The sequence below is a fragment of the Celeribacter sp. HF31 genome, assembly GCF_011806455.1.
GTDB lineage: Bacteria > Pseudomonadota > Alphaproteobacteria > Rhodobacterales > Rhodobacteraceae > Celeribacter.
On record NZ_JAATOT010000004.1, the window covers coordinates 81,821 to 99,903 of the forward strand.

General features: G+C 61.3%; 17 protein-coding genes. 7 read left to right on the forward strand and 10 right to left on the reverse strand.

Going from position 1 to position 18,083, the window contains the following annotated elements:
• Positions 1 to 2 precede the first annotated feature (2 nt).
• From HCZ23_RS09415 to HCZ23_RS09430, 4 genes are read left to right on the forward strand one after another with little or no spacing between them, the layout of a single operon-like run.
• Positions 3 to 1,628 (forward strand): aminotransferase class V-fold PLP-dependent enzyme, encoded by a 1,626-nt coding sequence (locus HCZ23_RS09415; protein ID WP_167601484.1) that lies wholly within the window; start codon positions 3 to 5, stop codon positions 1,626 to 1,628.
• Entirely contained in the window at positions 1,625 to 2,926 is a 1,302-nt protein-coding gene (locus HCZ23_RS09420) for an FAD-binding oxidoreductase (RefSeq protein WP_167601485.1), read from the forward strand. The genes HCZ23_RS09415 and HCZ23_RS09420 overlap by 4 nt, the downstream gene beginning before the upstream one ends.
• On the forward strand, positions 2,923 to 3,417 hold the full coding sequence (locus HCZ23_RS09425) for an L-2-amino-thiazoline-4-carboxylic acid hydrolase (RefSeq protein WP_175580889.1): 495 nt from the start codon (positions 2,923 to 2,925) through the stop codon (positions 3,415 to 3,417). Before HCZ23_RS09420 ends, HCZ23_RS09425 begins: the two co-directional genes overlap by 4 nt.
• Before the next feature lies 1 nt (position 3,418).
• On the forward strand, positions 3,419 to 4,588 hold the full coding sequence (locus HCZ23_RS09430) for a M20 aminoacylase family protein (protein WP_167601486.1): 1,170 nt from the start codon (positions 3,419 to 3,421) through the stop codon (positions 4,586 to 4,588).
• Positions 4,589 to 4,676: 88 nt separating this feature from the next.
• Here the strand turns inward: HCZ23_RS09430 and HCZ23_RS09435 are convergent, their stop codons facing one another.
• Positions 4,677 to 5,576 (reverse strand): LysR family transcriptional regulator, encoded by a 900-nt coding sequence (locus HCZ23_RS09435; RefSeq protein WP_167601487.1) that lies wholly within the window; start codon positions 5,574 to 5,576, stop codon positions 4,677 to 4,679.
• Positions 5,577 to 5,706: 130 nt separating this feature from the next.
• Here HCZ23_RS09435 and HCZ23_RS09440 point away from each other — a divergent pair, with 130 nt between their 5' ends.
• On the forward strand, positions 5,707 to 6,942 hold the full coding sequence (locus tag HCZ23_RS09440) for a serine hydrolase (protein ID WP_167601488.1): 1,236 nt from the start codon (positions 5,707 to 5,709) through the stop codon (positions 6,940 to 6,942).
• A 143-nt stretch (positions 6,943 to 7,085) separates the two neighbouring features.
• Here the strand turns inward: HCZ23_RS09440 and HCZ23_RS09445 are convergent, their stop codons facing one another.
• Positions 7,086 to 7,637 (reverse strand): FAD-binding protein, encoded by a 552-nt coding sequence (locus tag HCZ23_RS09445; RefSeq protein ID WP_167601489.1) that lies wholly within the window; start codon positions 7,635 to 7,637, stop codon positions 7,086 to 7,088.
• 383 nt (positions 7,638 to 8,020) lie between these two features.
• Here HCZ23_RS09445 and HCZ23_RS09455 point away from each other — a divergent pair, with 383 nt between their 5' ends.
• Complete coding sequence (locus HCZ23_RS09455; RefSeq protein ID WP_217703165.1) at positions 8,021 to 8,161, forward strand: hypothetical protein; 141 nt, start codon at positions 8,021 to 8,023, stop codon at positions 8,159 to 8,161.
• A gap of 314 nt (positions 8,162 to 8,475) precedes the next feature.
• Here HCZ23_RS09455 and HCZ23_RS09460 read toward each other — a convergent pair whose 3' ends face one another.
• The 5 genes from HCZ23_RS09460 to HCZ23_RS09480 form a co-directional block, all read right to left on the reverse strand.
• Complete coding sequence (locus tag HCZ23_RS09460) at positions 8,476 to 10,371, reverse strand: bifunctional sugar phosphate isomerase/epimerase/4-hydroxyphenylpyruvate dioxygenase family protein (RefSeq protein ID WP_167601490.1); 1,896 nt, start codon at positions 10,369 to 10,371, stop codon at positions 8,476 to 8,478.
• 57 nt (positions 10,372 to 10,428) lie between these two features.
• The gene (locus HCZ23_RS09465; RefSeq protein WP_167601491.1) at positions 10,429 to 11,703 is read right to left on the reverse strand and encodes a TRAP transporter large permease; all 1,275 of its coding nucleotides are present in this window, start codon (positions 11,701 to 11,703) and stop codon (positions 10,429 to 10,431) included.
• Positions 11,700 to 12,233, reverse strand: a complete 534-nt coding sequence (locus tag HCZ23_RS09470; protein ID WP_167601492.1) for a TRAP transporter small permease — start codon at positions 12,231 to 12,233, stop codon at positions 11,700 to 11,702. The genes HCZ23_RS09465 and HCZ23_RS09470 overlap by 4 nt, the downstream gene beginning before the upstream one ends.
• A gap of 81 nt (positions 12,234 to 12,314) precedes the next feature.
• A complete protein-coding gene (locus tag HCZ23_RS09475; protein ID WP_167601493.1) occupies positions 12,315 to 13,322 on the reverse strand; it encodes a DctP family TRAP transporter solute-binding subunit in 1,008 nt (335 codons plus the stop codon).
• Positions 13,323 to 13,374: 52 nt separating this feature from the next.
• Positions 13,375 to 14,289 carry a shikimate dehydrogenase gene (locus tag HCZ23_RS09480; RefSeq protein ID WP_254870060.1) on the reverse strand — a complete coding sequence of 305 codons (915 nt, stop codon included), beginning with the start codon at positions 14,287 to 14,289 and terminating at the stop codon, positions 13,375 to 13,377.
• 124 nt (positions 14,290 to 14,413) lie between these two features.
• On the opposite strand from HCZ23_RS09480, the gene HCZ23_RS09485 reads away from it, so the two are divergent.
• Entirely contained in the window at positions 14,414 to 15,094 is a 681-nt protein-coding gene (locus HCZ23_RS09485; RefSeq protein ID WP_167601495.1) for a TetR family transcriptional regulator, read from the forward strand.
• Here the strand turns inward: HCZ23_RS09485 and HCZ23_RS09490 are convergent.
• The 3 genes from HCZ23_RS09490 to HCZ23_RS09500 are packed head-to-tail and all read right to left on the reverse strand — an operon-like array spanning position 15,091 to position 18,082.
• Positions 15,091 to 16,086, reverse strand: a complete 996-nt coding sequence (locus tag HCZ23_RS09490) for an endonuclease/exonuclease/phosphatase family protein (protein ID WP_167601496.1) — start codon at positions 16,084 to 16,086, stop codon at positions 15,091 to 15,093. The two genes, HCZ23_RS09485 and HCZ23_RS09490, sit on opposite strands and share 4 nt — an antisense overlap.
• Positions 16,083 to 17,174: an ABC transporter ATP-binding protein gene (locus HCZ23_RS09495; protein WP_167601497.1), complete on the reverse strand. Its 1,092-nt coding sequence runs from the start codon at positions 17,172 to 17,174 to the stop codon at positions 16,083 to 16,085. The genes HCZ23_RS09490 and HCZ23_RS09495 overlap by 4 nt, the downstream gene beginning before the upstream one ends.
• Positions 17,175 to 17,185: 11 nt before the next feature.
• A complete protein-coding gene (locus HCZ23_RS09500; RefSeq protein WP_167601498.1) occupies positions 17,186 to 18,082 on the reverse strand; it encodes an ABC transporter permease subunit in 897 nt (298 codons plus the stop codon).
• Position 18,083: the final 1 nt, after the last annotated feature.

The following is an 18,083-nucleotide window of genomic DNA, read 5'->3' on the forward strand; positions in this document are numbered from 1 at the left end:
CCATGTCACTGGAATTTAAAGATATTCGAAGCGCTCTGATCGGCGAGGGGGCGGCCATCTCCGGCCCCTTCGGACCCCGCGCCCTGATCTATGCCGATTACGTCGCCTCCGGCCGGGCACTTGGGTTCATCGAAGACGCGATCCGCACCCATGTCCTGCCCTATTATGGCAACACCCATACGGAGACCTCTTTCGTCGGGCGCCGCACCACGCAGCTCCGGGAAATGGCGCGCGAAGCGGTGCGTTCGGCGGTCGATGCGGATGAAAATCACGCGGTGATCTTCACCGGCTCTGGCGCGACCGGCGCGGTCGACAAGCTGGTGCGGGCCTTTGCCATGAAAGGCCTCTCGCAAGGCGTGGTCTTTGTCGGTCCCTATGAGCATCACTCCAACGATCTGCCCTGGCGGGAAAGCGGGGCAGAGCTGGTGCGCATTCCCTTGAATGCGGCAGGCACGATCTGTCTGGAAACGCTGGAACAGGCGCTCGAAACTCATGCCGACGCGCCTCTCAAAATCGGAGCCTTCTCGGCCGCCTCTAACGTCACCGGCGTGCGCACCGACCTGCGCGCGATTGCCAAGCTGCTCCACGAACATGACGCCTTTTGTGTCGCCGATTTCGCCGCCGCCGCGCCCTATATGCCGGTGGAACTCGCGGAAACATCGCAAGGCGCAGGCGACCGGATCGACGCCGCCGTGATCTCGCCGCATAAATTCCCCGGCGGCCCCGGGGCCTCCGGTGTGCTGATCGCCGAACGGAGCCTCTTTGACACCACGCGCCCGACGCTCACGGGCGGCGGCACGGTGAGCTACGTGACGTCTGAGGGCCACAGCTACATCACCGATCCCGAGCACCGCGAAGAGGGTGGCACCCCCGCCATCGTCGACAACATCCGCGCCGGCATGGTGATGCAGCTCAAACGCGACATGGACGAGGCTCGTGTCGAGGCCCGCGAAACCGTGTTGACCCGTCGGATGGAAGAGGCGCTGCGCGCCATTCCGGGGATGGAGCTTTTGGGGCCGTCGAATGTGCCGCGTCTGGGGATTTTCTCGTTCAACCTGCGGGTCAAAGGCAAGCTGTTGCACCACAACTATGTCGTGGCTTTGCTCAATGATCTGTTCGGGATTCAGGCCCGTGGCGGCTGTTCCTGTGCCGGGCCGTACGGACACTCCTTACTCGACATCGACCTGACCACAAGCGCGCGCCACGAGGCCGCCGTGCAGCACGGCCATTCGATCTTCCGTCCCGGCTGGGCGCGGTTCGGGGTGAACTGGTTCTTCGAGGAGGAAGACGTGGACAAGATCGCCAGTGCCATCCGCTTTGTCTCCGAACACGGTCTCGACATGCTGGCCTATTACCAACTCGATGCGGTCGAGGGCATATGGCGTGCAACGCCCAGTTTTGAGGACACTTGTCCCACCGCACTTTCTGCGCTTTGGGAAAGCCAATCGTCGCAAATGGACACAGTGCCTGATTTCTCCAGCTGCCTCGCGCAGGCTGAGGCCTTGGCCGAGACCGCCAAAACGCTCGACTGCTGTGCCGGGCCGGATCTCTCCGCCGAAGAAGAGGCGCTGCGTTGGTTCTGGCTGCCACAGGAAGTCACCGGCCTGATTCCGGAAGGAGCGGCATGATGTCTGTCGACTTTCCGAAATCCCTCTGGGCCGCCACCGCGCCCGACCGCCCGCTTTCCGCACCGCTCGAAGGCGTCGAGGAAACCGATGTCGCCGTGATCGGCGCGGGGTTCACCGGCCTCTCCGCCGCCATTGAGGCCCGCAAACGCGGCCATGCGGTCACCGTTGTCGAAGGCAAAGCCGCAGGATGGGGCGCGTCGGGGCGCAACAACGGCCAGGTGATCCCGATCCTGACCTCTGCCGAACCCGATGTCTGGGTGTCGCGCTATGGCGAGACCGGCAAACGCATGGTCCGGCTGATCGGCAACTCGGGCGATGTGCTGTTCGATCTGGTGCGCGAATTCGACATGCAGGCGGAGGCCGAACAGACCGGCTGGTTCCAACCGGCCCATAGCCCCGGTCGTGTGAAACTGTCGCAAAAACGCGTCGAAGCCTGGGCGCGCCATGGCTTTCCGGCGGAGCTGAAAGACGCCAAAGAATGTGCGGACATCTTAGGCACGGATTTCTGGTACGGCGGCATGTTCAACCCGACGGGCGGCCATATCAATCCGCTCGCCTTGGCACGTGAAATGGCGCGGGTGGCGGAACATCTGGGCGCGGTGATCCATGAGGACAGTCCGGTGATCTCTTATGAGCGCGTCGGCTCTGAATGGGTGATCAAAACGGCGCAGGGCACGCTCAAGGCTCGGGCACTGATCCTTGCCACCAACGCTTACACGGGCGAATTGGCTCCGCGTCTGGCGCCTCGGATTGCGCGCTCGATTGTGCCGGTGCTGAGCTGGCAAATGGCGACAGCACCCTTGGGCGACAACCTGCGTCAGAAAATCCTGCCGGGGCGTCAGGCGGTCTCAGACACGCGCGGGGATTTGCGGTTTTTCCGATATGACGCGCGCAATCGGCTGATCACCGGCGGTGCCGTGATGGGGTCTTTTGACGTTGCCAACCGCGTGCGCAAGAAAGCCGCGAAGAGCCTCGCCGAGGCCTTCCCAGAACTGGGCGTTCCGGAAATGACCCATGTCTGGTCGGGCTATATCGGCATGAACTGGGACCGCTTCCCGCGTGTTCACAAACTCGGCCCCGATGGCTGGGCCTGGATCGGGTGTAACGGGCGCGGTGTGGCGCTTGGCACCTCTTTGGGCCGCGAGTTGGCCCGCGCCGCCACCGGCCAACCGGAAGATGAACTGGCCCTGCCGGTGACCGAGCCGCATCCCTTCCCGGCGCATGGCTTTGTGCGCCGCTTTGCCCCCACCTATCTGGCCTGGCTCAAACGTCAGGACCACAAGGAAGTGAACCTATGACCGAAGAAAAAAAGATGGACCTGAACGACGTTCCGATCCTGCTCCGCCGCCGCATCGAGGCGATGATCCTCAAACATGTGCTCGACGTGATCACCGAGCGCACGGGTCGCGAAGAGGCCGAGGCCGTGATCGGGGCGGCCTGTTCCAAATCCGCAATCGAACAAGGTCAGATGCTGGCCGAAGTGCTGGGCCATGCGCCAGACCTGACGGATTTTGCCGCGATCCAGCCGAACTGGACCCGCGAGGATGCACTCAGAATCGAGACCATTGAGATGTCCGAGGAAAAGATGGATTTCAACGTGGTGAAATGCCGATATGCGGAGATGTATCAGGAAATGGGGCTGGGCGATATCGGCCACCTGTTGTCCTGCAATCGTGATGGCGATTTCTGCATCGGCTATAATCCGGAGATCGAAATGACCCGCACGCAGACGATCATGAAAGGCGCGAGCCACTGCGATTTCCGTTACAGAATGAAGAAGGAGGCCTGAGATGGCTGTCGAGAATTGGGTCGCCAAACAGGTTGCGGATCTGACGGAATTCCGCCGCGATCTGCATATGAACCCCGAGCTTTTGTATGACGTGGAACGCACGGCGCAGAAGGTGGCCGAGGCACTTCGGGCCGCCGGGGTCGATGAGGTCCATGAAGGCATCGGCAAGACCGGCGTGGTCGGTGTGATCCGGGGTCAAAGCAATCTGTCCGGGCGCTCCATCGGTCTGCGCGCCGATATGGATGCGCTCCCTATTTTGGAGGAAACCGGCAAGCCCTATGCCTCGCAGGTGCCGGGCAAGATGCACGCCTGCGGCCATGACGGACACACGACGATGCTCTTGGGCGCGGCGCGGCATCTGGCGGAGAGCCGGGCCTTTGATGGGACCGTGGTTGTGATCTTCCAACCCGCCGAAGAGGGCGGCGCGGGCGCACGCGCGATGATCGAGGACGGGCTCTTCACTCGCTGGCCCTGTGATGAGGTCTACGGCATGCACAACCGTCCGAACTTGCCGGTCGGGCAATTCACCATCAATTCCGGGCCGATCATGGGCTCGGTCGATGAGGTGAAAATCACCATCACCGGGCGCGGTGGCCATGCGGCACGTCCCGAACAGACCATCGACCCTCTCCCCATCGCGGGCGCGCTGTTGCAGGCGGTTCAGACGCTGACCTCGCGCAACATGGACCCGATCGACAGTGCGGTGATCTCGCTCTGCACCATTCAGGCCGGGAATGCGTTCAACGTCATTCCGCAGGATGTGACCCTGACCGGCACAGTGCGGACGCTGCGCGAAGAGGTGCGCGATATGATCGAAGAGCGGCTGACGGCCATGGTCGGCAATATCGCCGCCGCCTATGGTGCGGTGGGCACGACCGAATACACGCGCCACTATCCGGTGACGGTGAACCACGCGCGTGAAACCGAACTGGCCGCCAAGGCCGCGCAAGAGGTGGCGGGTGTCGAGAACGTGTTCCTCGACATGCCGCAAACCCTGGGCGGAGAGGATTTTTCCTTCATGCTCAACGAAGTGCCCGGTGCGATGATCAATGTCGGCAACGGCCCGTCAGCGGCGCTGCACCACCCGCTCTATGATTTCAACGACGACGTGATCGCCTGGGGCAGTTCCTATTGGACCACTTTGGTGCGGCAACGTCTTCCGCTTGGTTAGGGGCGTGGCGCCGAGAGTGACATTTTCGGCGCGCATTCGGCGCATGTGAGAGGGCCAAAGTCGCTGACGGGTATGAGGTGTGCCAAGGCTAAAGAGTCATCCCTCCGCCCAGGCGTCGCGCGAGCGCGAGCAACATCTGTGCCGCTTCGGACTGTGGCATCTGATCGCGCAAGAGAATGCCAAGGGCGATCGGGGGCGGCAAATCCGGAACCGCGATCGCGACGAGGCCAAGCGCGTGCAATTGACTGTGGTAAAGCGGCGCGGGACTGAGTGCGACGACATCTGTCGAGACGTTCAGGATCATTTTCAGGTAAGGTGAACTGCATTCGATGAGCGGATGTGTGAACTGAATGCCACGACTGTTGAGCCACTCGAAAACGATATGATCCGCGCTGCCGGGCATCATATTCGCTACCCAACGCTTTTGTGCCAGCGCCTCCCAGCTCATCTTGACGCAGGTGTCTGTCGTCAGACGGGTGATCGGGATCATGCGCATGTCGCCAAGCTGTTCAAAGCTGAGATCAGGGGGGATTTCCTCGGGTTTGGCCAGAACCATCGCGAAATCGAGATCGCCTGTGCGCAGTGCGGGCACCACGGTGGAGAGGACGCCCGTTTGGATCTGAAGTCTTCCGTCAGGAAAATCTGACTGAAACGCGGTCACAAGACGTGCGAGTTTGGCGTTGGCAACGGCGGGCGTGACAGCGATGCGCACATGGGCCGTATCCTGACCGGAAATCCGCCGCACCTCTTCTTTCGCCCGCCTAATCGCGGCAAGTGCAAGGCTGGCATGGTCCAGCAAGACTGTGCCGGCGCGCGTGAACTTTGTGCCCTCCGTTTGACGGTCGAGAAGAGGTGCGCCGGTGTCCCGCTCAAGCTCTTTCAGGGCGCGCGTGACGGCGCTTTGGCTCAGACCCAGAGCCCGCGCTGCACCCCGGATCGAGCCGGTTTCGGCCAGCGCGGTGATGGCCTCCAACTGGTTGATGCGCAAATCTACCTCCGTGACGGCCCTGGTACGGTTCACCTGACAACGAAACGAGGTCACCCTACCATATTTTGCGTCTATTCGAAGATAAAAACCTTTCTCAGAGTGTTTCAAACACAACAGGAGAGGTGACAGGATGACAAGACTGCGGAAAGCCGCGTTGACGGTGCTCGCACTGACGGTGCCAATGGTGGCACATGCTGATCAGATCCAAAGCGATCCGACGCAGGGTGCACATTGGCTGACCCCAACCATGATCAACGGCCGGGCGCATATGTTCGATCCGGGGCTGAACTTTTTGACCTTTCAGCATATGGATCAGATGTTTGCCACCCGTGAGGTCAAGGCCGGCAGCGATGTGTGGGACTTGCCCTCCGACCCGATTTCTCTGGAGGGTGACTATACCATCAACGGTGAAACCATGAGCTTCGCCGAGGCGCTCGAACTCACGGATGCCAATGGTCTGGTGGTCGTGAAAAATGGCAAAATTGCCTATGAGACCTATCTCAATGGCAGCGATGCACAGACCCGGTTCATCACCTTTTCGGTTGCGAAATCCTATGTCTCCACCCTGGTGGGCTTTGCGTTGAATGACGGCCTGATCGACAGTCTGGATGATAAGGTGACGAAATATCTGCCGGAGATGGAAGGCACCGGATATGACGGACCGACCATCGAAGATGTGTTGCGCATGCGTTCAGGGGTCGACTGGCTGGAATACTATGAATTCGGCAGCGACACACAGTTGACTGAGGTGCATGACAATGCGCTGGTGGGCTATAATTACCGCTGGTGCGATTACGCCGCTGACAAATCCGTTCCGGGGGAGACCGCACCAGGAGAGGCGTTCAATTACACCACCCTCGACACCAGTGTTCTGGGCTGTCTCGTCGAGAAGGTCATCGGGAAAACGGGCGCCGAATATATGTCCGAAAAACTGTGGCAACCGGCGGGTATGGAAGCCGATGCCTATTGGATCATGGATGGGCCAGAGGCTGTGGGCCGGGAGTTCTATGGCGCGGGTCTGAATGCCACGCTGCGTGATCATGCCCGTTTTGGCCTGATGTTCCTGAATGGCGGTCAGGCCAATGGCAAACAGGTCGTACCGGCGGACTGGGTGGCCAAAGCCACCATTCCCGATGCGGGCTATGAACCTGTCGCGGAGGGCGAGTTGGAAGGGTATCAATATCAGTGGTGGACCTACGACAACTCCGACGCCTACGCCGCACTGGGTCTGTTTCACCAGTATATTTACATCGACCCGACAGAAGACGTGGTGATCGTCAAGGCCAGCCATACGGAAGAGCCGGTGGGGCGCGACGCAGAAAATCTGGAATTGTTTGCGCAGATCGAGGCGCGCCTCAAAAAGTAAAGAGAAGAGGCCCCGTCATGTGTGCCATGGTAGATCGCGGGGCCTTTTCTACGAGTCGACCGGATTGTGAAAGAAGGAGCCGACATGGCCGAGCACCCGCCAATCCGGCAGCTTGGCCGCACGTTGCGCCAGAACCTCCTGCATCACGGTTGCGGGCGTCCGGGGCGGGGCAACTCACGCAGCCCCGCATAGCTCAGAAGAGGGTGCCACGGACGGGGCAGGCGCAGGGTCACCTCGGAGACGATGTCGCGCCCCGGCTGGTCCTTGAAGATACTGTGGCGATAGGCAAGCCGACAGTCGGCCTTGTCCAGCATCACCATTCTATTCTCTTTGCGATCATAGGCTTTGAGGCGTTCGAAGACATCGGACAGTTCCACGCCATAGGTGTCGATGTTCTGGATCGGCGCAGCGCCGGCCGTACCGGGAATGCCCGCGAGGTTTTCCAATCCGCCGAGGCCAGCCCCCGTGATCTGCGCCACCAGAGAGGGCCAATCTTCGCCCGCTTGCGCCTTGATCTTGATGTGATTTGCCACGCTGCCCTCGACGCACCATCCCTTGATCGCCATCACCGCCATCACCGCCACCACCGCGCGGAGCCTCTTGGGCAAGAGGCAATTGCTCCCCCCCGCCCAGCAAATAAAGCGGCAGGTCGAGGCGTTCAGAAAGCTGAGCGATCTCGGCAATCTCTTCGACACGCGTCACCTCTGCGCCATAGCGCGCAAGGGATGAAAAGCCGAAGCTGTTGCGGGGAGAAAGGTCGAAATAATCCGTGACGCGCATGAAAGGTTCTCCGAGAGAGGTTATCCGAGCGCCTCTGCGCGTTGAACTTCGGAAATCACATAGGTGCGGCGCCGGCGCGCTGACCATGACGCCGATGGCATAGGCGGTGACCAATTGGCCCGCCGCGGGGATCGAGGTGCTGGTGCCCTCGGCAATCGCGGGCAATAGGCCCATAGGCGCGAATCCCGTGGTGCCGATGCCGAAGGAGCCGAGGCCCAGAGCCAACAAGGGCAGGGCGGAGGAGGTCGAAGTGTGAGCTCTGCGGTGCATGTTCGAGACGGAAAACAGGAGCTTCACCATGGACTGGACCAAGGAGCAACTCACCGAGATCGCGGCTGCGGACGACCTGAGGATTTCCCCGTTCCGCGAGGATGGCAAAACCTATGGTACGCCGCCTATCAGGCGAAATACGCCAAAAGCTCCTACCTCGCGCCGATGATTTCCGCCCGGACACGCGCCGTCAAAGACATCGACCTCGCGATTGCCGAGCTCTTCGCGGAAGAGGGGGCCAATGTCATCCTGACCGCAGGCTGCAAGGACCTGCTCGACGACAAGGCCGCCGAGATCAAGGCCAAGGGCAGCGAGGCGATGGGCTTGTGGCCGATTCCTCCGATCCTGAGGCGCCTGCACGCGTGTTCGAAGAGGCGATCAAGGTCTATGGTCAGGCCGACAACGGCGCTTTCCTCTAAACGAGAGCACCTAAGAAAAAGACCGGGCCCATTGGGGGCCGGTCTTTGTGGTTTTGCAAATGTGTCAGCCCTTCATCGCGGGCATGCCCTTTGGTCGCGCCAAACGTTTCTGCGCGGCAATCCGGAAGGGCGCATTGGCGGCGCCATAGCCGCCATAGCCCGTCTCGCGCTGCACGATCTCAAAGAACATGCCGCCTGCGAAGCTGCGGGAATAGAGCTGGAAGAAGGGGCTGCCATTGAGTTCGTCGTAGAACACATTGGCGGCCTTCAGACGTTCCAAAAGCCCGGGCGCGAGATCGAAACGCGCCGCGAGATCGGCATAGTAGTTGTCGGACAGGGGTAGGGGATCGAAGCCGCAGGCTTTCAACGCGTCGGCCGTGGCAAAGATGTCGTCGGTCGCAAGCGCGATGTGCTGCACCGAGGCGCCGAAGCTTTGCGCCAGGAAATCCCCGGCCAATGTGCGATGCGTCTCCGCACCGTTGAGCGACACGCAGAACCCGCGGCCTTCGCTTTCGACGACCTGAGACCGGACCAGCCCGTCCGGGTCGATCACGTCCACCATCGGCGATTTGTCCATATCGAAAAGCGCGGTGTAGAACAGGGTCCAGCTGAGCATGTTGTCGTAGCTCATGGTCTGGGCGATGTGGTCGATGCGCTTGAGACCGGCGTCGGCGGTCGCCGCCTCGCCGGTCGCGACGAATTCGACGTCCCAGACCCGCGACAGCCCGCTTTCCTCGTCGATGAAATGCAGAACCGATCCCTCAAGCCCGCGAATGGCCGGGATCGACAATTCGCCGGGGCCGATGGGTTGCTCAAAGGGGCTGGCCCCCAGGGCGGTGGCGCGGGCGACGGTGTCCGTGGCCGAGCCGACCTTGAGCCCGATGTCGCAGACACTGAGGCCGCGCGCGTTCCAGACATGGGCGGCGTGGCCACTGTCTTCGGAGTTCAACACGATACGGATGTCGCCCTGTTGCCAGAGGCCGATTTCCTTGTTGCGGTGGTGCGCGGTGTGCACGAAGCCCAGAGAACTCAGCAATGTCGAGAGCTTCTGTGCATCCTCGCCCCGGGCGGCGAATTCGATGAAAGACACGCCGTCGACCCCGACACGCGGCGGGATCGGCGGCAGGTCAAGCGCGATCGTCGGTTCGACCGTGCGCACGTCATCCATCAGCGAAATCAGCGACCGATAGCCGTCTTGCGCGATGGTCAGGGGATTGCCGCCGCGGAACTGGTCGTTGAAAATCTCAAGGCTGATCGGCCCGGCATAGCCCGACGCCATGACGGCGCGCATGAACCCCGTGACGTCGAGATCGCCTTCGCCCGGCATGTTGCGGAAATGGCGCGACCAATAGAGCAGGTCCATGTCGATGAGTGGCGCATCGGCCAGCTGGACAAAGAAAATCTTGTCGCCGGGGATGGAGCGGATCGAATTCGGATCGAGCTTGCGCCCCAGTGTGTGGAAACTGTCGACGATCAAGCCGATGTTGTCGTGATCGGCGCGGCGCACGATCTCCCAGGCGTCGCGGTGATCGTTGATATGCCGCCCCCAGGCGAGTGCTTCGTAACCGACACGGACGCCATGCGCCTTGGCCACCTCGCCCAGTTCGGCGAAATCATCCGCCGCGCGGTCGATACCGCCAAGGCTTGCGGGGTGGCAGGAGGAACAGAACAGGATGAGGTCTGTCCCCAGTTCGTTCATCACGTCGAATTTGCGTTTCGCACGATCAAAGGCTTTGGACCGGAGCGGCTCCGGCAAGCATTCGAAATCGCGAAACGGCTGGAACAGCGGGATGTCGAGGCCGTGGTCGCGCACCATCCGCGCCACGTCGCGCGGGCCGCCGTCATGGGCGATGAAATCCTGTTCGAAAATCTCGATGCCGTCATAGCCTGCCTTCGAGATGGCATCGAGTTTTTCCCGGAAGTTGCCGGAAATCGAGACGGTGGCAATCGAGGTCTTCATCGCGGGGAACTCCTATGGGACAGACCCCAGGCCCAAGATGGGCCCGGGGGGATTTCATCAATAGCCAAGCACGGTCGGCAGCCAGGTCACCGTTTCGGGCACGAAGGTGAGGATCAACAGCACCAGAACTTCGACCGCAAAGAACGGCAGGATCGCGCGGGTGAGTTTGGCCATCCCCACCTGCGCCACCCCTTCGGCGACAAACAGACAGAGGCCCAGCGGCGGCGTGATCAACCCGATCATCAGGTTGAAGATCACGAGGATGCCGAAATGCACCGGGTCGATGCCGAGGCTGACGGCAATCGGATGCAGGATCGGCACGAGGACCAACATGGCCGCGATGCCTTCGAGGAAGAGGCCCACGAAGAGGAACAGCAAGATCACGGCGATCAGGAAGGCGGTCTGACCATCGACGTTCGACAGCACCCAATCGGTGAGCATGTTCGGCACGCGGTTGTAGGTCAAAAGCCAGTTGCCCGCGCCCACGGCAGAGATGATCACAAGGATCACCGCACTGTCGCGCATGGCGGCGGCGAAGATCGTCGGCAGACGGTCGAGCTTGATTTTACGATACACAAAGAGGCCCAGAAACAGCGCATAGGCGACCGCAAAGCTGGCGGCCTCAGTCGGCGTCACGATGCCCAAGAGGATCGAGCCCACCACAAAGACCGGCATCAAGAGCGGAAGGATGCCGCCCATCAGGGCCTGACCCGCCGGCTGCGTCACCAGATCGCTGGACTGATCGCCATGGTCGATCTTGACCGTCAGCATCACATAGGCCGACAGGAAGACGGCCAGCAGAATGCCGGGGATCACACCCGCCATGAAGAGCGCGGGCACAGAGACGCCGGAGACGATCAGCGCATAGATGATCACCGGGATCGAGGGCGGAATGATCGGCCCGATGACGGAGGAGGCGGCGGTCAGAGCTGCGGCGAAATCGCGTTTGTAGCCGTGTTTTTCCATCTCGGGGATGAACACGCGGCCAATCGCGGAGGTGTCGGCCACGGCAGAACCGGACAGCCCGGCAAAGATCACCGAGGCCCAGATGTTCACAAGTGCCAGCCCCGCGCGCATCCGTCCAACAAGGACGTTGGCAAAGGCGATGATACGGCCCGTGATGCCGGACTCGTTCATCATTTCGCCCGCCAGAACGAACAGCGGAATGGCAAGAAGCGGGAAAGAGTTCAGGCTTTTGAACATCTCAGTGGCGACGATGCGCATGACATAGGGGTTGTCCTGTGTCGCCATGAAAGAAAACAGCGCGGCGAGGATCGAAAACGCGATCGGCACACCGGCGATCAGCGCAAGGATCAAAACGGCGTAGATCATCTCTGCACCCCTTTCAAAGCGTCATACCGCTCAAAAAATTTCCCAAAGGCCGCAAGCGCCAAAAGCACGCCGCCAATGGCCATGGCATATTGCCAGGTGCCGACTTTGCCGATCCAGGTGAGCGCCTCGATGCCGGTCGATTGCGCAAGGCTGTCGGCGGTGGATTTCAGACCCGAAGAGGCCAGATTGCCGCGACGCATGGCAAACATATGCCCGGAGTAGGCGAGGCACAGCCCGGAGATCAGGGTGACCACATCCACCGCGAGATAGAGCTTTTCGCGGGTCCGGCGTTTGATCATGTCGACAAGGATCGTAAAGCGGATGTGCTGGTCGACGCTATAGGCCCAGGCGATGCCGAACATCACGCCATAAATGGTCAGGTAAATCGGAAGCTCCTCGCCCCAGGGCACGGATTGCCCGACGATGTAGCGGCGCAGCGAGTTCACGAAGATGATCGCGAAGACGAGCGCCATAGACAGGCCGGAGCCAAAGGCGAAAACCCGTCGGATAATGGCGTTGAAACGGTGCATGGAGCCCCCTCTTTACGGCGTTGGACCGGCACATTTCGCGCCGGTCCGCCGTCAGTTACGTGTCGTGGTCCGGATGAAGGATCACTCGTTCGCGGCGGCCACAGCGGCCTGCAGGTTGTCGATCCAGACGGCATCGTCGCCCAGCTCGCCACGGAGATATTCAACCACGGCAGGCTGTGCTTTCTCGGCGAAAGCGGCGATTTCGTCAGCGGTCGGGGAGTAGACTTCCATGCCTTCATCCTGAACCTTCTTGACGCCTTCTGCGGTGTTCCATTGTTGGATCGAACGGCCCATGTTGCCCGCGATGCGCGCGGCTTTCGCGACGACTTCCTGCTCGGAGGCCGAGAGATCGCCAAAGAACGCATCGTCGATCACGATGAAGTCGGCGGCGTAAACGTGGCCGTCGAGCGTCATGTATTTCTGAAGCTTGTGCAGACCGTTGTTGTAGATCACGCCGACCGGGTTTTCCTGACCGTCGACCACACCCGTGGAGAGCGCGTTCGGCAGTTCGGTCCATGCGATCGGAGTCGGCTCCCCGCCCAGACCTTTGACCATTTCGACGTAAAGCGGGATCGGCTGAACGCGGAATTTCAGGCCTTCCATATCCTCGGGGCTGCGAATTTCGCGGGTGCCGTTGGTGAAATTCCGGAAGCCCGTTTCACCGTAGGCCAGCGTGCGCAGGCCGGTTTGGTCGAGGCAGTGCTGGGCGAGGTTGTCGCCGAACTCACCGTCGAGCACGTCCCAGGCGACGGTCGCGGAGGCAAAGGTGTAGGGGATGTCGAGCACGGAGGCTGCCGGGCAGGCTTTCGACATGGCGCCGGACACGATGGCCATTTGCAACAGGCCTTCTTGGGCCTGACCGATCAGCTCGTCTTCGTTGCCAAGGGCACCTGCCGGGAAGATCTCGACCTCAAGATCGGTTTCGCCTTCGACGATGTTCTTGAAAATCTGAGCAGCGGCGCCTTTTTTCGAGCCGGTCCATTCGTCCGGGTCGACGTGGGCGATGCGGATGGTTTCCGCGCTGGCCATGGCACCCATGCCGAGCGTGAGCGCCGCGGCGGCGGTGAGGGTTTTCAGTTCAAAACGCATAGTGTTCCTCCCATTTGCGTATCTGTCGTGTGCGTGTCGTTCGCCCGCCTGTTTAACTCGCCTGCGTTTGCGGGGCCTCGTCAAAGGCATCGAAGCGGGCTTTCATCCGCTCCGGGCTGGCGGGCAGGCCGGTGAACAGTTCAAAGGCGCGAACCGCCTGAAACACAGCCATGCCGGAGCCGGGCAGCACGGCGCAGCCCTTGGCCCGCGCGGCGCGCAGCAATTCGGTTTCCAGCGGGAAATAGACGATGTCCGCGACCCACATCTTCGGATCGATCAGGTCGACCGGAAAAGAGGTGCCGGGCAGTTTCGCCATGCCCACGGGGGTGGTGTTGACGATGCCGTCGGGACGATCTTCGGTCACAAGGGCAGCCACATCGGTCACGGCGCGGGTCGTGCAGTCCTGGCGATTGGCACGGACCTGCGCGGCAAGGCTTTCGGCGCGCGCGGGGTCTATGTCGGTGATCGACAGCAGCTTCACGCCGCAATCCGCCAACGCGTGCGCCACGGCCACACCGGCCCCGCCGGCCCCGATCAAAAGCGCATGGTCGCGTTTGGCGTCGGGCAGGCCACGGCGAAAGCTTTCGGCAAAGCCCCAAAGGTCGGTGTTGTGCCCGTAGCGCTTGCCGTCCTTCAAAACCACCGTGTTCACGGCGCCGACAGAGCGGGCGTTGTCGGACAGCGCGTCGAGATGCTCAATGACCTCGATCTTATAGGGATAGGTGACGTTGAACCCGTCGTAGCCCAGGATGTCCGCCTGCTCGATCAGCTCTTTGAGGGAGGTGTTCGCACGCTCCGGTGCGTCCATGTCGAGAATGCGGTAGACGCCGTTGATGCCTTGGGCGCGGGCCTCGGCCATATGCATGGCGGGCGTGCGCGACAAAGCGATGCCGCGACCGATCAGGCCGGTGAGGACAGAGTCCTTGGGGGTCTCTGTTGTGGTTTTGGGTGCGTTTGGCGTGGTCAAGACGCTCCTCCCAGGCGGTATTGACGATTCGTTGGTGTTAAAATGAACCACTCGGTTAATTACGTCAAGACAATTGAACCCTGCGGTTAAATGTGCAACTTTGGCGGGACGGAGGAGGCGAGCCATGGTCAGCGAGACAAAACAAAAAACTGCGCAAACGCGTTCACAAGGTCGATCGTGGAAACAGGACCCGGAAACCGTGAAGGCCGACATCCTGAACGCGGCGCGTGCAGAGTTTGCAGCACACGGGTTGTCGGGCGCGCGGATCAGCGCCATCGTCGAACGTACCCAGACCTCGAAGCGGATGATTTTCTACTATTTCGGCGACAAGGAGAGCCTCTATCTCGCCGTGCTGGATCAGGCTTACCGCGAAGTGCGCGAGGCCGAGGCCAATCTCGACATTCGCCACCTGCCGCCGGATGAGGCGCTTCGCAAAGTGGTGGAATTCACCTTCGATCACCACCGCCAGAACCCGGATTTCATCCGCCTCGTGATGATCGAAAACATCCACGACGGCACGCATATGTCCCGCATTGAAACGCTGGCGACGACCAACATCGCGGCGATTGAGCAACTCGACCGGATTTGTCGTCGTGGCGTCGAGGCCGGGCTGTTTCGCCCCGATGTGTCACCTCTGGTGATCCACTGGCAAATTTCGGCGATGAGCTTTTTCAACGTCGCGAACCGGGCGACGTTTTCGATGAACTTCGGCGATGATCTGTTTGCCGAGAACGCGCAGCTGATGCTGCGCGAACAGGTCGTGCAGAGCATTGCGAGCTCGGTGTTGCGGCCGGATCGCGTCTAAAACGCCACCTGCGCCCAGACGCAATCGTGATCGGCAAGCGGGCGGTCGTTGGCGTCGAGAGACGACAACACGCCCTTGTCGAGACAGCGCAGGTCCCGCGCGGCGATCCAGTCGAGCTTCATCACCCGCTCCGGGTGCGGCGTGATCAAAGACGGACGCGTGGTCATGCCCTCTGCGGTGAACCCCCAGTCATAGCCCCGCGCCGCGCCAAGCTCAAAGAGCGTCTCGTCGCGATGGTCGAAATGGGGCGGGATGTGGTTGCCGGTGTTGAGATCGCCGCCGATCAGCACGGGCATCCCTGGCGCAAACGCATCGACCGCATCGAGCAGGATCTCGAATTGGGCGTGCCGATGCGCAGGTCCGGCATTGCTTTCCAGATGGGTGGAGACGACGCAGATCTCGCCTGCATCTGTGGGCAGCACGGCGGCAATCGCCATCCGCCCGCCAAGGCGCGGCTGCTCCGGGTCGGCACCACTTTCCGAGGAAAACCAATGGCCGTGATCGTCGAGACGAATGAGCGTCACCTTGTCGAAAGGCACCTTGGACAGAACCGCATTGCCGTGCCATCCCAGCGCGTTGACATCGTCTTTGCAGAAATGCCGCTCGGTCGGGCCGCCCAGCCCCATCTCAAAAAACTCAACGCCAAAGGCATAGCGCATGCCAAGCGCCTCGGCGACCTCTTGGGTCGTATGGCGCTGGCCGGTGCGGGACATGCCGTGATCGACCTCGGAGAGAAGCACCACATCGGGCGCAAGCGGCATGAGATGGGCGGCGGTCTCAGGCGGAAAGAGACAGCGTTCGACATTCCAGGCGGCGACGGTGATTTCAGAGGGCAGGGCCTTTTGCATCGCCGTGCCGCCGATCTGCACGGCATTCATCGCCAGCACATCCGCCATCATAGCGCGGTGGGCATCCGCCGTGCGCGGCGCGGTCAAAAGCGTGTTGCGTTGCTCGTCGGTGACCGGGGGCAGGCTGTCCAAAAGCGAGATCATGCGCGTTCTTCCATGCGTTCCTGCGCGAGGTTGAAGGCAAAGCCGCCATCCATGCGCACGCCGGTTTCGGGGTGGAACAGGCAGAGGTTCTGCACACGGCACGAGAGGCGCAAAGGCCCAAGCGCGACCTGTTCTTCTTTCGCGAGATGTACCGTGAGACGCTGGCCGTCGACCTGGCCGTGCAACAGACGATGCGCGCCGAGTTCCTCGATCAACTCGACCTCCATCGCCAGCGGGCCGTGGCTGTCGATGATCAAATCTTCGGGCCGCAGGCCCAGTGTCACCGGGCCGCGCAAAGACGAGGCCAGCGGCAGCTCCAGCCCGGCAAAGCTCAGGGTCCCGTCCTGCATTTCGGCCGCCACGAGGTTCATCGGCGGTGCGCCCATGAAGGAGGCGACAAAGGTCGAGGCCGGGTTGTGGTAGATGTCGGACGGTGTGCCGATCTGTTCGATCCTGCCGCCGTTCAACACGATGATGCGGTCGGCCATGGTCATGGCTTCGACCTGATCGTGGGTGACGTAGATCGATGTGACACCAAGGCGACGCTGAAGCGCCTTGATCTCGATCCGCATCTGGTTGCGCAGTTTCGCGTCCAAATTCGACAAAGGCTCATCGAAGAGGAACAGCGCCGGGTCACGCACAATAGCACGGCCCATGGCAACGCGCTGGCGCTGGCCGCCGGAGAGTTGCGCCGGTTTGCGCTCGAGGTATTCGGTGAGGTTGAGCATCTTCGCCGCTTCATCGACCTTTTGCGCGATCACGTCTTTCGGCGTTTTGCGGTTCTTGAGGCCGTAGGCGATGTTTTTGCGCACCGTCATATGCGGGTAGAGCGCGTAGTTTTGAAACACCATGGCGATGTCGCGATCCGCCGGGTCGAGCGTGTTGACCACGGTCTCGCCAATGGAGAGCGCGCCTTCGGTGATGTCCTCAAGCCCCGCGATCATGCGCAAGAGTGTGGATTTCCCGCAGCCCGAGGGGCCGACCAGAACAACGAATTCGCCGTCCTCGATCTGAAAGCTTGCGGGCGTGACGGCCTCAACGCCGTTCGGATAGATTTTGCGGACGGAGTCCAAAGTGACCTGAGCCATTGATGTTGTCCTTATTTGTCGGATTCCGTGAGGCCCTTGACGAACCAGCTCTGGAAGAAAATGACGATGGCGACGGGCGGCAGAACGGCGATGATCGCCAGCACATTTGCGCGTCCGTATTCGGGGATTTCATTGCCGCCTTGCAGCACCTGAACGATCCGCTTGATGCCGCGCACGAGGGTGTACATGCCCTCATCCGTGGTGATCATCGTCGGCCAGAGGTATTGGTTCCAGCCATAGACGAACATGATGATGAACATCGCGGCGATCATGGTTTGCGAGAGCGGCACGAGGATGTCGATGAAGAATTTCACCGGGCCTGCGCCATCAATCCGCGCGGCTTCGACCAATTCCTCGGGCACGGAGCGAAAGAACTGGCGGAAGAAAAACGTCGCGGTGGCGGAGGCAATGAGCGGCACGATGAGGCCGGTGTAGGTGTTGAGAAGGCCCAGTTTCTGCGTGATCTCATAGGACGGCAGGATGCGGACTTCGAGCGGCAAGAGGAGCGTTGTGAAGATCAGCCAAAAGGCAAAGGTCGCGAACCGCAGGCGGAAGTAGACGATGGCATAGGCGGCCATCATGCCGATGACGATCTTGCCGATGGCAAAGCCAAGGCCGAGGATCAGCGAGTTCTTGAACATCGACAGCCCGGTGTTCGCGCCGGAGAACCCCGAAGCCTCGAACATCGCCTTGCGGAAATTGTCGTCGAGCTGGTCGCCAAAGTAGAGGCCTGGCCCGTATTTCATCGTCTCGACATCGGGTGTCGAGGCGGTTTGCAGCATCACCAGAAGCGGAAAGAACATGATGAGCGCGCCGGTGATGAGCACCGCGTGGTCCACCACGGTGGACCAGCGAAAGCGGCGGCGAGGGACGACCGGGGTGGCCGCGGAGAGGGAAATGTCAGCCATT